Origin of the sequence: Treponema sp. HNW (assembly GCF_050320395.1) — a bacterium.
In the GTDB taxonomy this organism is placed as follows: Bacteria; Spirochaetota; Spirochaetia; order Treponematales; family Treponemataceae; genus Treponema_C.
This window is the reverse complement of sequence record NZ_CP144459.1, coordinates 905,762-918,642: the sequence shown is the minus strand read 5'-3', so window position 1 is coordinate 918,642 and position 12,881 is coordinate 905,762. Positions and strand designations below refer to the sequence as shown.

The window sequence follows — 12,881 nt, the reverse complement described above, 5'->3', positions numbered from 1 at the left end:
AGTCATAACGTACAATGACAAAAGGAGAATGTTATGGCGGAAGCAGTACAAATTAAAACAACCGTAAAAAAAGTCCGGGAACAGACGGCAGAGATATGCTTTCCCCGCCGCACATTGGCCAGAATAGATGCGCTTGCAAAACGTACTTCCCTCTCCAGAAATTTTCTTATAAATCAAGCCGTCGAACACAGCCTTGAAGACCTTGAAGACATCTATCTTGCAGAACAGGTGTTGGAAGAAATCAAAACGCGAAAGCAAAAAAACATTCCGGCAAGCGAGCTGTACAAGGAACTCGGCCTTGAAAATTGAATACTCCGATCATGCGGCAAGAATATTCAAAAAACTCGATAAGCAGATTCAAAAACGTATAAAATCCTATCTTGATGAAATTGAAAAACTTGCCGATCCCCGAAGCCGCGGCAAAGGTTTAACAGCGGACAAAGCGGGATTATGGCGCTACGGTGCCGTTACTCGTTTTATATCAAACAGCGGTAAAGCGTTTTTGATTTTTATCAGCGTTTGCTCTTTTTGCAGCGTTCCCTCCGTTTCGGAACAGATAAGGTATTCATCCGCCGTATTAAAACCGTAGCCGAAAAGCAAGTGCATAACCGTATTTTTTTCCGTTTTTGAAAACCGCACACATATACATCGTCCGCTTTTTTAAAGAATAGTATCCGCTCGTTTTTTCGGGCAGGCGTCTTTATTTCGCTCACCTTTCCCGGCTTGTCGGCGCCGTCAAAAGAGAAAACATATAAAGCATTTTCGCGGGAAAAATACATTTTTTGCTCACTTGCCGAAAAAGACAAATATCGGCCTTCGGCAAAAAACACCGCTTCCCCGTTTTTTAAAGAAGCGGCAAGAACATAATCCTTTTTACCGTAAAAATCACTGCCCGTTTCAAGCGAAAAAAACGCAACGCCGTTATCCGTATCGATTTCAAATTGTACAACCTTGTATCCCTGTTCGGTATACACATCCAAACAGGGAACGAAAACCGAAGAAAGAACGGCTTTATTTTGCCCGCTTCGCTTTACAATACAATTTTGCGCTTGTTTTTTTCCACACTCCAATGTATACCAATTTCCGTCTTGAAAATATACCGCATCTATACGGGCTTCCTCATACCCAAGAGTATAGACTTCCTTCAATAAATGTGATTGTATATCGAAACGCATAAAGGTGCAAAAATCAAAACCCGTATCGCGGACTGTAAAAAATATATCTTGACCTTCTATATGCGCATTTATAATCCAGCCATGTTCTGCCGGAAAAAGAGGGATTTTTTCAGTAACGGTACATCTTCTATGCTGTTCATTTGAAATACGGTACAAAACAGTACCCGAAACGGCATAAAAAAAATCCTGTGCAAACAAAAAATTAAAGAGCAGCAGAGGAATAATAACAAGAAATTTTTTCATACCGACTTCTTAATATTATCCGAAAAGAGCTTGACGTAAAATACTGTTTATCCGTGTTTGATATATTTCTCCTTCCGCTTCTAAAGCTTCCAATATATCGGTATCTATCTTTATTGATATTGTTTTTTTCGCAGGAGAAGAAAGAGGGGAGCTCGGAAAAGCGGGCTTGAACTCTTTTAACTGCTCATCGGTAAATTCGGGAATATCTTCGTCATATACTATGGGGCTGTTTTTTATTTCATTAATTCTTTTATCCGTTAATTTTTTTGACATAATCATAGTATTCCCATAGTAACCCTTCAATAAAAGCATACACCTTAATCCACTTATCTGCAAGTTTAAAAATTACTTTTCCGACTGGAGCACGTATTTTTTGGAAAAGGCGACAACAAAGCGCACGCCGCATGAAAAAAGTGCAAAGCCTAGACCCGAATAAAAGGGGCCTATAAAGGCGGCCGGAAAAAGGTTTAATTTGCGGGAAACGATTCCGAAGCTCATCATGACAATCATAATGGTGTAAGACTTTAAATCGAAAAAAAGCCAAAAACAGGCGCGCTCATCGCTCATATCGCGGATACGGCGGATGTGTTTATACACAAGTTTGCGGAAAATCATCAAATAAAAAAATAAAAATACGCCGATAAAGGCTAAAATGGAAACGGGGCCGAGCATTGTAAAAAAAATCGGAAAGCCCGTTTTGCACACCATGGAACCGGCAAAAACCCACACAATGCCCGCTATAAGCGGAAGATAATTTTTCGGAATCATGAAAAGATTTTTATTCATAGGGAAGCCCTCATTGATAACACGCTCTATTAGTAAAGATACGTTTTTTTTCCAAGAATGTAAAGTTGGTTCTACGGAAACCCGCTTAGTTTCCCCTCAAATCCGTACGTACAGTCCGCTTGACAGGTTTTACAAACCAGTGTACTATATAACTACATCACTAAATCGGAGCGGCAAGATGGAAAACTATATTATTCAAACAAAGAATCTTACAAAAAAATACGACGGCCGGGAAGTTATACAAAATATCAATCTCCATGTAAAACCGGGGAAAATTTACGGATTATTGGGCAGAAACGGTGCGGGAAAAACCACACTAATGAAAATGATATTGGGATTAACATCGATAACATCGGGAAGTATCAGTCTTTTTAATGAGCGTTTACAAGGAGCCGAAAAAAAGATTTACCCGCGAATCGGGGCGATTATAGAAACACCCGGATTTTATCCGAATTTGACGGGTACCGAAAATCTTGAAATATTTGCAAAACTAAGACGGCTTCAAAATCCCGACGCCGTTCAAAAAGTACTGAAAACAGTCGGTTTGCCTTACAAAGATAAAAAGGTGTTTGCAAAATATTCTCTCGGCATGAAACAGCGGTTGGGAATTGCAAACGCGCTCTTACATAACCCCGAACTTTTAATTTTGGACGAGCCGACAAACGGATTGGATCCGATAGGTATTGCCGAACTCAGAGATTTTTTTAAGGATTTAAGTCAAAATCGGGGAAAAACAATCCTTATATCAAGTCATATTTTATCGGAGATTTCCCTGCTTGCCGACGATATAGGTATTATACATAACGGTATACTGTCGGAAAAAAGCGCCGTGAACATACTGAATGACATATCGGCAGAAAATTCGCATATGTGCGGCGAAACCTTGGAGGATTATTTTAAACACATTACCGGGGGAACGGGAATTGCTTAGATTGATTGAAAGCGAAATTATAAAACTGAAACGAAAAAAATCCGCAGTGTTTATGCTGTCTGCGGCACTTATTATGCCCCTTATATCCGCCGCATATTTTTATCGGGATACAAATATAAATGCCGAACGTTTTTATAAATCGGCTTGTTTAAGTTATACGCCTTGGATTATTTTACCGATCGTATTGAGTGTTTTTTCAAGTATGATAATGAATGAAGAAAATCAAAACGGAATACGCACACAAATAAGGATTGTCCCCGTAAAAAACACGGAATACTTTATCGCCAAATGTATTGTTGTAATGCTTTATTCGTTAAACTTTATGCTGATTTCCTATGCGGCAACAATCGGTGTCGGAAGTGCATTCGGCTATCTCGGTAAAGATGCCGGCGTTCTGTTTTACACGGCAAAAAAATGCCTTGAAATCGGCATTATAATTCCCTTTGCAATTATACCTGTCTGTTCGGTTGCATTTACACATACAGGCTATGTGTTTCCGCTTTGTTTTGCAATAGCCTATACATTTTTAGGTTTTATTTTAATGACGGTTACAATGTACCTTCATCCCCTGTCCTGCGCCACGGCAATTATTGTAAGAGATGTTGCGGGAGTTGTATATGCACATACATTCGACATCGGTTTTGCCGTTTTGGGTATTGCATTGTGGGGACTTGTTTTTTCAATATACGCATGTACAAAAAGGGGCGGTTAATATGTTTTTATTGACAGTATCGGAATTCAAAAAATTAAAAAGAGCAAAAATCCTGCCTATTTCCTTATTTGCTCTCGTCATGATTGTTGTAACGGTTTTTGCACAAGGACAAATGTCGTTCGGCGAATTGAAATATATCGACAATGCCTCCTGGCTTATGATGACAAGTCAATCGTTGGCAACATTTTTTGTGCTGCCCGCTCTTATCGCACTGGCGGGAAGTTTTATCATATGCAGAGAAGCACATGAAAAAACCGAAATACAGCTGAAATTAATTCCCGTCGATGAAAAAATATTGACAGCCGCAAAATTAATAAGCGCGGCACTATACGGCATAGGTTTATACGGCATTTTGTTTATAATGACTTTAACCGTAGAAATATGTTTGCATGCTGCCTCATTGAATTACGCTGTAATACTCCGTCTTTTACAGATATATGTGATAGAAGGAATCGGTATCTTTATTGCCGTATCTCCTATCATTGCCCTTGTTTCAAAAATAAAAAAAGCGTATCGGCTTGCCTTTGTTATTGCCGAAATATATTCGTTTACGGCAATTTTTCTCTCTCCCTCATCGATACTCGGCAAAGCGCATCCGGTAACGGCGGCATTAATGTTGTCGGGTTATTATACGGCCGACACAAAAGACCTATGTGCGGCCCTTATATCGATGACAGCCTGTTTGAGTTTGTCGTTTTTTTTAACATTCGGAATACGGGAAAAAGAATCGGAGTAAAGCCGGCATAAGATTTGCATAATCCGGCTTAAAACGGCAGCCGGCACAAAACCGGATTTTTATGTACCGCAATTTTCATTCTTTTTCCCCGTTTTCAAAATATTCAAAGGCGTCGACTATATCCAGATAAACACCGTCAAAGCCCGCCTCAAGTATTTTTTGCAAATACGAGTTGTCGCCCTTGTAAATAATATCCTGCCATTCGGGAGCACGGTAATCGACTTTAAAGTTTTCCTTCCATGCGGGATTTTCCCCCTTCAGCCATTCGGGAGCGGCACTGTCAAATTTTTCCGCAGATACACGGTCGGAATTCCGCCGGCTTTGCCGCAGCCCTTTGTTCCATTCATCCTTCCAATAATAACGGTAGGATTCGGCTTCGCCTATGCTCATATAGGCGATAACTTTTCGGCGCGCACGGGACTTTTTATACTGCAACGTTTTTACATCGCTTGATTCGAGCGCCGTACCGTCGAAAAACAAATCGATTACAAAGGCGTCGTAGTCGGTTGCCGCAAGACAGCGGATAAAGTCGTCCTTTGAAGCAAAATTTTCGGGGTTGATAAGATACAAAAAGTTTTTCGCCTGCGCAATGCGCTCTATGCTTTCATCGTTTTTATTAAAAGGTTCGGCAGGGCGCGGCGGTATTGAACTTAAATCGCGCTTATTTGCCGCAAAAGAAATATAGCCGTTTTGCCGATTGAGCTTATACGAAGAATCGATAAAAGCGGGTGAAGTGCAATAATCGACAACCAGTACCGCCTTGCCGTTTTGTACAAAAATATCGCACAGCGATTTTAAGCGCTTTGAAACGGGGCCGGGGGTGGGCTTATTGTCGGCGGTATAACCGAAATACAAGTCTTCCCTTCCCGTCCCCGCAATTGCGTTAAGATAATCGCTCATCACCGGAGAATCGGGCAGCCCGTCCGAAGTAATCAATTCCTGAGCGTTTTGCACAATGAGCTCAAAGCCGGAATCGGTTTTGTGTGCCGCTTCAGCGATTGCGATAACAAAGTTCCGCATTTCGCTTCGCCAATCGACAGCCGGCTTTTCATCCGAAACGGCATACGAGCGCGCGGCCGCACGGGGAGACAGGGCCGCACAGGAAAAGAGCGGACAAATCACAACACAGGCGAAAAGCCCTAAAATAAAAACTGCGGCTTTTCGGTCGTTTTTCATTTGTATGTACCGAGCAGGGCCGCTCCTACAACGCCCGCCTTATCCTGTAGTTTTCCCGCGCAAATAGAGGGTAAAGCCGTATTCGGACCGCGAAGACATTCTTTTTCTGCGATGCGGCGAAGAGGCTCAAGCAATTTTTCACCTTCTTTACTTATGCCGCCTGAAAGCGTGATAATCTGGGGCTGAAAAATGCTTACGGCGTTTACGACACAGGCTGCCAGCGATTTTATATAATACTCAACAGTTTCGCAGGCGGCTTTATCTCCTTTTTCCGCAGCGCGGAACGCGGTTTTTCCCGAAACGTTTTCGAGGCTTCCGCCGGCTTCGCTCCACAAGGCGCTTTCGGGGTATTTTTGCATAAAATCGCGGGTGGTTTGCTTTAAGCCGCTTGCCGAAGCGTACATATTCACGCAGCCCTTTCTTCCGCAGGGGCAGTCGCGCCCGTCAAGTTCTATAACGGTGTGACCGAGTTCCCCCGCCAAACCGTTAGCGCCGCGGAAAATCTCACCGTTTATAATAATGCCCGAGCCGATACCCGTTCCTATCGTAATAGACACCAAATCGGTGTAGCACTGTATGCCGAGCTTTTCGGGAGGCGTTTCCTTTCCCATGCCCGCAACGAATTCACCCCATGCGGCGGCGTTTGCATCGTTTTCGACAAGTACGGGAAGCGAAAGTTTTTTTTCCAAATAATCTTTAATCGGAACGCCGTAAAAGCCCAAATTTGCCGCCGTTTCGACCGTTCCCGTTTTAACGTTTACAATACCGGGGGTTCCGATTCCTACACGCGAAAAACTTTTAAGCGAAAGGCCGGGAAGCGTTTTTAACACATCCTGTACCGATGCGGCGCAGTCGTCAAGGATTTTTTTCCAATCGCGGGGCAAAAGGGTGCGCCGCTCTACGGAAGCAATCACCTTGTAGCCGGCATCGAGGACGGCTGTTTTAATCATCGTTCCGCCCAAATCTATTCCCAAATAATATTCCATATCTTACTATAATGTGCTATAATCGCTTCCATGTCAATCAACGAAAAAACACCTTCAAAAATACTTGAAGTATGCGCCGATTCGGCCGAAAGCGCCCTTACGGCGGAAAAAGCCGGCGCCCTTCGCATAGAACTATGCGCCAATTTGATTATCGGCGGTACAACGCCGACAATCGGTCTTGTAGAAGAAGTAAAAAAAGCCGTTTCGATTCCCGTAAACGTGCTTATACGGCCGCGTTTCGGCGATTTTTGTTACAGCAGTACGGAACTTAAAGCGATGGTGCGCGATATAAGGCTGTGCCGCGATGCGGGAGCCGACGGTATTGTCATCGGCTGCTTAAAAACCGACGGCAGTCTTGATACCGAAGCAACCGCAAGCCTCATCGCCGCCGCCCCAAGGGGCACTCTTTCTTTAACCCTGCACCGCGCCTTCGATATGTGTAAAGATCCCTTTGACGCATACCGCGGCGCCGCAGAACTCGGTTTCGACACGATTTTAACATCGGGACAAAGCGCAAGCTGCTATGAAGGACGCACCCTTTTAGCGCAGTTAAACGCACAGCGAAAAGAAGGCGAACCCGTCATAATGGCAGGCGGCGGCTTAAAACCCGAACTCATCGTTCCGCTTGCACGGGAAGCCGGCGTGCGCTTTTTTCATCTTTCGGGTAAAAAAATCGTACAAAGCCCCATGCAGTGGAAAAATCCGAAAGTCAGTATGTCGACAGACAGTTTCAGCGAATATGAAATATGGGCTGCGGATGCAACCGTTATAAGACGCGCACGAGAGCAATTCGACCTTATATAAAGTTTGAGTTCGTATAGGGGCAACGTTTATATACGGGCGGCTCAAAACCGACTTTTTGCCGCCCGCAGCCTTCCTTTTTTGCTTAATTGTTTATTCTCTTTTATCGATAATAGATACAGTACTGTATTCGCATTTTATTTATTAGTGAGGAGAATTGAATGATTAAGTATAGATGCATCGGAACCGGAATACAAAAAATCCGATTTATCATCTTTTTATTGACGGCGGGAGTTTTTGTTCTGTCCTGTGTAAGTACTCCCGAAGCGCCGCCCGCGCCGGCACAACGGAGTATACAGGAACTCATCCTTGCAGGAAAAATCGATGAAGTACGCGCCTTGTTCGAATCTCAAACCGATATAAACAAGGTTGACGAAAACGGTAACAGCGCCCTGCATGCGGCGGCACAAATAAACGACGGAGACCTTGTAAGCTTTTTATTATACAAGGGAGCGGATCCCGAGTTAAAAAACTATACAGGAGATGCCCCCCTGCATACGGCGGTAAAAAACAAAGCCCCCAAAGCGGCGGCGGCTCTTGCAGCCTTTAAGGCGGATATATTTTCAAAGGACGGAGAAGGCCGTGCGGTTATAGAAACGGCCCTTGCACAGGGAAATCTTTTTTACGAAGCATTGCTTACCCCTCTAACGGGTAAAAGCACGGACGTACAGGGAAGAACAATCGTACATTATGCGGTTAAAGATATAAATAAAAGTGCAGTTGATTTTTGTATACACAAGGATATTCCGCTTTCCGTAAAAGACGTAAACGGTATAAGTCCTCTTGCCCTTGCCTACAGTCAAAAAGATATGGATTCGGTATATATAGCGGCCGCACTGATTGCCGCAAATGCCCATCCGGAACGGGGAACTTATGCGTATTTTGAAGATGCGGTAAAAACGCATAATCTTTCAATGCGGTTTAACGACGGCCAAAGCCCCCTGCATTTTGCCGTTATTTCAGGAGAAAATTCAATCGTACGCTTTTTGCTTGAGCAGGGCGTTTCCATAAATGCAAAAGATATTTCAGGTTCGACCCCCTTACATGAAGCGGTTCGGTACGGAAGAGCGGATATTGCGGCCCTCCTTTTGGACGCGGGAGCCGATATAAACGCGCGCGACAGCATTGGAAAAACTCCTCTTCTTATTATCACACCGGATAAAACCGGCAAAGACCTTTACGGCATGCTTTTGGAACGCGGCGCTCAGGCAAATGCGGTCGATACGTTCGGAGACAATGCCCTGCACATAGCGACGATGACCAAAAGCGAAATTGCCGTTTTGGAAGCACTTGCCGCCCGCGGAGCAGCTGTAAACGGGCGCAACAAAAAAGGAATTACACCGCTTGCTCAATCCGTCGAACGAAAAAATACCGCTCACATTGCCTTTTTCGCTCAAAAGGGTGCGGATATCCATGCCGAAGACATACAGGGAAGCACACCTCTGACACGTTCGATTGAAGCCGGTTTGAATATGACCAAAACACTGGTAAATGCGGCAAATATAAACACAAGAGATTCAACCGGCAACACTCCCCTTCACATTGCGGTATATAAAAGGGCTGCCATCGAGCAAATAAGTTTTTTACTTGAAAGCGGAGCCGATGTTAATGCACGAAACAAAAACGGCGACTCGCCTCTGTATATAGCTGTACAGCAAAATAACAGACAGGCGGGCGAATTGCTTTTGGCAGCAGGTTCGGATGTTTTTGCCGCCAACACGGCAAATTATTCTCCCTTGCGCCTGGCACTAAGCGCCGGAGGAGAGGTTCAGGATTGGCTTTTAACATCGGAAGTAATACGCGCGGCCGACGGTATGGGAAACACGGCCCTGCATTTTGCAGCCGAGTGGCGCTTAAACAACGCCGCCGAAGTTTTGCTTGAAAAAGGCGCCCCCATAAACAGTCAAAACACAAACGGTGAAACGGCTTTGTTCAGCGCCCTTCAGTCGGATAATGCGGCCTTGATAAAGCTTTTTATAAAAAACGGAGCCGATTTAAGTTTGCGCGATTATTTGGGCAATACGCTTTTACATGCCGCAGTTGCAAAAGAAGCGGAGCAATCGGCCGCTCTCATTTTGAAGGCTGCCGATGTAAACGCTAAAAACCTTGCGGGAAAAACCGCCCTGCATGCCGCTGCGGGAACGGGACGGCTTAATATGGCGGTTCTTTTATTACATGCAAAAGCGGATATAAATGCATCGGATATTACGGGAAAAACACCCCTCATGGATGCCGTCCAAAGCAAAAATAAGGCGATGACAAACCTGCTTCTTGAGCGGGGCGCAAGTCCTTCCATTCAGGAAATGTACGGAAGAACGGCCTATCATGATGCGGCGGAAACGGAAGATAAGGCACTTATCGAGTCGGTACGAAAAGCGGGAGGTAATCCGCTCGCACGCGATATACAGGGACAAACGCCTCTGTCTCTTGTTTTGAGAAAAGATATTGAATCGATTAAAACCGTCCTCGGTTCAAATATCAATCTTGCCGACTCGGACGGCAACACACCTATTCACATAGCGGTTCAAAACAGCGCACCGAACAAAACCTTAACGGCACTGATAGATGCAGGCTATCCTGCCGACAGACGCAACAGAGACGGTGCAACGCCGCTTTTACTTGCGGTTAAGCAGGATAAAAAAGAAGCTGCCCGCATTATCCTTGAAAAAGGAGCCGATCCCTTTGTAACCGATAACGCATCCGAATCGGCTCTAAGCTATGCTTTAAAATACAAAAGCGATATGCTGAATATGATTGTACAAATTGCCGGAAAAAAACGAGATATAGCGGGCGAAGGTATATTACACTATGCCGCCCGCGAAGCCGATGAAGCAACCGTGCGCCGGCTTTTATCAATGGGCCTTGACCGCACCGTAAAAAATATTTCAGGTGAAACCGCCTACGATACGGCGGTACGCTGGAAAAGAAATGAAATTGCGGCCTTATTAAAATAGGGCGCACATTCCTTCCGTTTCTATCAGCCGGAGCGCAGTTCATCCAAAACCTTTTTGAACGCGCTGTCCGGCTTTTTTAATTCTTTGGCACCGCGCGTAATTTTACATAGACTCATTTTAAACATACGGGCAATTTCTCTTTGAGTAGTGCCCTTATCGATTTCTCGCACCAAAAGCCAGCGCTTTGCCAAATCTTCCCGCTCGGCACCGGTAAACAAACAGCCGAAAAAGTCGGCAATATCTTCAGGATTGCTCATGCCGGCGATAATCGCATACAGTTCATTCAAGCCCTCATAAAAATCACGCTCGGATACCGCGTCTTTTTTCTCTTTGTTTTCCATAACAGTCATTATACTTGCAATCACAAAAAAAAGACAGTATATTCTATATATGAGTGAAACAACGGAATGGGAAGGCATTGCATACAAACAGGTTTTTGACGAAGAAACGCTGGGACTTGAGCGGCGTAAAGCCCATGATCCCGATTTATCGATAAATGAACTGGAAAATATATTGGAATCTCTTTATGTAAGCGAAGGCAATAATTATGTCGGACGCGGCCCTGTCGGAGATATTATTATGTCGGCAACAATAGCCGCCTACGAGCAGTTTATAGGCGAGTGGAAAAGGGAAGTCCGGGGCTAAATAGAGCATTTATCCGGTTTTGTTTTATTGCTTTTTTCTTCGCGTATATTCTGCGGAACTTCCATATTCAACAATTTTATAAATCGTGTTTGCTGTTCAAGTTCCCGTTCGGCGATAAATATATCAAAACCGCCCGGATAGATTCTGCCGTTTTCCAAACTCTTTACGTAAGAGTTTCTTTGATCGGGGCGGATAAGAACCGGCATATAGTGTTCCTGCAAAAGCACTGTATTCATTAAAAGCCGTGCTACCCGTCCGTTTCCGTCCGGGAAAGGATGAATATAGACAAACCTCCGATGTGCTTCTGCGGCATATTCGACAGGATGCATTGCAGACCTGACGTTGTGAGCCCAATCAATAAATTCGGCCATTTTTTCAGGCACCTGTTCATAATCGGGGCACGCGTATTCACTTCCCGAAATCGTAACAAAGGTTTTGCTTACATCTCTATATTCGCCGGGACAGGGAATATCTTTTATATCTTTGGCAAAAAGGTAATGCAGCTTTTTTATATATGTTTCGTCGATTTCTTTTTTTTGTATCGCTTCAAACATATAATCGTAAGCATTGCCGTGTCCGGTACATTCATAAATTTCTTTGAGCGTATGACCGCGCACGGTAATACCGTGTTCGAGAATCATTTGAGTTTCATTGAGATTTATCGTATTACCTTCAAGAGCATTGGAAGCCCATGTTGTTTCACATTTATAATATTTTTGTAATTGAATAAGGGAATTCCCTTCAAAGGGTCGTTTGGAATTTATCAGCTCCTGAGCCTGTGTAACTTTTTCCAACAGCGTATGCAAACTTTCCATAAGATACATCATACCCCTATTTACAAGCGGTTGTAAATAGGGTAAAATTTATAACAAGATACGGTTTTAGCCGCCGAAGCAGGGCCGCACAATAACGAACTTATAAAAGGAGTATAGATATGGATAAATGGGAATATTTACGCGGTAATTCATCATTCGGTAGCGTAACTATAGGTAAAAAGCACTATGACTGGGATGAACTCGGACAGAAGGGATGGGAATTAGCAGGAGTATTTCAGACCGGAGATGTCATTTTTAAACGGCGTATTCCCGAGTCCCCTGCACCGACACAGGCTCAAAATACAAGCCGCGCTCCAGAAGTTGATATGGGATTGACCTTTTAATACCTTCTTCATTCGGTTTTCATACAGCCACCGCTCTTTCGGGTCTTGCAGCATCACCTCTACCGTTTCATTTGACTGTTCCATTACAGGAGAATTCTCCGCCGGCATTGCGCACACCTCTCTTTTGTCGGTTTTAATAAACTTTAACCAATTAACCGGCCGTTCGGTTTTATTATCCGACACGGTTCTTGCCGATTGTTTTTTTGCCTCGGCAAGATTCAAAAAGTGAATTTCAAGTTCATCGGAAAGCTCATTATAAAGCTTTTTTCCGGCACCCGATATTCACTGTGTAGAAGTTCGTTTAAGGTAAAGCTTTCACCGACTATATATATTATGATCTACTCTAAGCAGCGGCAGGGATTGGAGGGGTGCGCAAGCGTTTTGGCAAAAATGCTTGCGCAGTACACAAAGGTGCGGCAAGTTCCGCACCTTTGTACCGGCAGCCCCGAAAAGCCCGGTTCAGCCGCCAAACAGAATGTGAGTTTTTATGCCCGTACACGAAGCACGGAAAAACTTTATATATTCCTTTCGCTTTCCCGCGCGCAGGATGTACGCTAAGGCTGAATGTAAGAAGTGT

At 44.2% G+C, this 12,881-nt stretch carries 17 protein-coding genes and 1 pseudogene; 10 read left to right on the top strand and 8 right to left on the bottom strand.

The genetic code is table 11. The features are described 5' to 3' along the window. Nucleotides 1–33: 33 nt before the first annotated feature. Together relB and V1L52_RS04280 are read left to right on the top strand one after the other, a co-directional pair. Nucleotides 34–309, top strand: coding sequence for a type II toxin-antitoxin system RelB family antitoxin (gene relB, locus V1L52_RS04285; protein ID WP_428771069.1), 276 nt, complete (start codon nt 34–36; stop codon nt 307–309). Further along, nucleotides 299–589: a type II toxin-antitoxin system RelE family toxin gene (locus V1L52_RS04280; RefSeq protein WP_428771068.1), complete on the top strand. Its 291-nt coding sequence runs from the start codon at nt 299–301 to the stop codon at nt 587–589. The genes relB and V1L52_RS04280 overlap by 11 nt, the downstream gene beginning before the upstream one ends. Here V1L52_RS04280 and V1L52_RS04275 read toward each other — a convergent pair. From V1L52_RS04275 to V1L52_RS04265, 3 genes are all read right to left on the bottom strand, one after another. Further along, nucleotides 513–1,418, bottom strand: coding sequence for a hypothetical protein (locus V1L52_RS04275; RefSeq protein ID WP_428771067.1), 906 nt, complete (start codon nt 1,416–1,418; stop codon nt 513–515). The two genes, V1L52_RS04280 and V1L52_RS04275, sit on opposite strands and share 77 nt — an antisense overlap. A 15-nt stretch (nt 1,419–1,433) precedes the next feature. Next, nucleotides 1,434–1,691 carry a BrnA antitoxin family protein gene (locus V1L52_RS04270; RefSeq protein WP_428771066.1) on the bottom strand — a complete coding sequence of 86 codons (258 nt, stop codon included), beginning with the start codon at nt 1,689–1,691 and terminating at the stop codon, nt 1,434–1,436. A 72-nt stretch (nt 1,692–1,763) separates the two neighbouring features. Then, nucleotides 1,764–2,204 (bottom strand): hypothetical protein, encoded by a 441-nt coding sequence (locus V1L52_RS04265; RefSeq protein WP_428771065.1) that lies wholly within the window; start codon nt 2,202–2,204, stop codon nt 1,764–1,766. A gap of 178 nt (nt 2,205–2,382) precedes the next feature. Here V1L52_RS04265 and V1L52_RS04260 point away from each other — a divergent pair, with 178 nt between their 5' ends. From V1L52_RS04260 to V1L52_RS04250, 3 genes are read left to right on the top strand one after another with little or no spacing between them, the layout of a single operon-like run. Then, nucleotides 2,383–3,135: an ABC transporter ATP-binding protein gene (locus tag V1L52_RS04260; RefSeq protein ID WP_428771064.1), complete on the top strand. Its 753-nt coding sequence runs from the start codon at nt 2,383–2,385 to the stop codon at nt 3,133–3,135. Continuing rightward, nucleotides 3,128–3,847 (top strand): ABC transporter permease, encoded by a 720-nt coding sequence (locus V1L52_RS04255; protein ID WP_428771063.1) that lies wholly within the window; start codon nt 3,128–3,130, stop codon nt 3,845–3,847. Before V1L52_RS04260 ends, V1L52_RS04255 begins: the two co-directional genes overlap by 8 nt. 1 nt (nt 3,848) lies before the next feature. Next, nucleotides 3,849–4,583, top strand: coding sequence for an ABC transporter permease (locus tag V1L52_RS04250; protein ID WP_428771062.1), 735 nt, complete (start codon nt 3,849–3,851; stop codon nt 4,581–4,583). Between the two features lie 75 nt (nt 4,584–4,658). Here the strand turns inward: V1L52_RS04250 and V1L52_RS04245 are convergent, their stop codons facing one another. After that, on the bottom strand, nt 4,659–5,759 hold the full coding sequence (locus tag V1L52_RS04245; protein WP_428771061.1) for an endo alpha-1,4 polygalactosaminidase: 1,101 nt from the start codon (nt 5,757–5,759) through the stop codon (nt 4,659–4,661). Next, entirely contained in the window at nt 5,756–6,745 is a 990-nt protein-coding gene (locus V1L52_RS04240) for an ROK family protein (RefSeq protein ID WP_428771060.1), read from the bottom strand. The genes V1L52_RS04245 and V1L52_RS04240 overlap by 4 nt, the downstream gene beginning before the upstream one ends. Nucleotides 6,746–6,775: 30 nt before the next feature. On the opposite strand from V1L52_RS04240, the gene V1L52_RS04235 reads away from it, so the two are divergent. Together V1L52_RS04235 and V1L52_RS04230 are read left to right on the top strand one after the other, a co-directional pair. Then, nucleotides 6,776–7,549, top strand: a complete 774-nt coding sequence (locus V1L52_RS04235) for a copper homeostasis protein CutC (protein ID WP_428771059.1) — start codon at nt 6,776–6,778, stop codon at nt 7,547–7,549. A 158-nt stretch (nt 7,550–7,707) separates the two neighbouring features. Further along, on the top strand, nt 7,708–10,500 hold the full coding sequence (locus V1L52_RS04230; RefSeq protein ID WP_428771058.1) for an ankyrin repeat domain-containing protein: 2,793 nt from the start codon (nt 7,708–7,710) through the stop codon (nt 10,498–10,500). 23 nt (nt 10,501–10,523) lie between these two features. Here V1L52_RS04230 and V1L52_RS04225 read toward each other — a convergent pair whose 3' ends face one another. Further along, entirely contained in the window at nt 10,524–10,841 is a 318-nt protein-coding gene (locus V1L52_RS04225; protein ID WP_428771057.1) for a Trp family transcriptional regulator, read from the bottom strand. Between the two features lie 49 nt (nt 10,842–10,890). Here V1L52_RS04225 and V1L52_RS04220 point away from each other — a divergent pair, with 49 nt between their 5' ends. After that, nucleotides 10,891–11,145, top strand: coding sequence for a hypothetical protein (locus V1L52_RS04220; protein WP_428771056.1), 255 nt, complete (start codon nt 10,891–10,893; stop codon nt 11,143–11,145). Here the strand turns inward: V1L52_RS04220 and V1L52_RS04215 are convergent. Further along, nucleotides 11,142–11,960, bottom strand: a complete 819-nt coding sequence (locus V1L52_RS04215; RefSeq protein ID WP_428771055.1) for a Fic family protein — start codon at nt 11,958–11,960, stop codon at nt 11,142–11,144. The genes V1L52_RS04220 and V1L52_RS04215 overlap by 4 nt on opposite strands. A gap of 119 nt (nt 11,961–12,079) precedes the next feature. Here V1L52_RS04215 and V1L52_RS04210 point away from each other — a divergent pair, with 119 nt between their 5' ends. After that, nucleotides 12,080–12,304 carry a hypothetical protein gene (locus V1L52_RS04210; RefSeq protein ID WP_428771864.1) on the top strand — a complete coding sequence of 75 codons (225 nt, stop codon included), beginning with the start codon at nt 12,080–12,082 and terminating at the stop codon, nt 12,302–12,304. Nucleotides 12,305–12,346: 42 nt separating this feature from the next. Here the strand turns inward: V1L52_RS04210 and V1L52_RS04205 are convergent. Then, nucleotides 12,347–12,526, bottom strand: a pseudogene (locus V1L52_RS04205) (Rpn family recombination-promoting nuclease/putative transposase); the annotation flags it as partial. Between the two features lie 111 nt (nt 12,527–12,637). Here V1L52_RS04205 and V1L52_RS04200 point away from each other — a divergent pair. Then, on the top strand, nt 12,638–12,862 hold the full coding sequence (locus V1L52_RS04200) for a hypothetical protein (RefSeq protein WP_428771054.1): 225 nt from the start codon (nt 12,638–12,640) through the stop codon (nt 12,860–12,862). Nucleotides 12,863–12,881 lie beyond the last annotated feature (19 nt).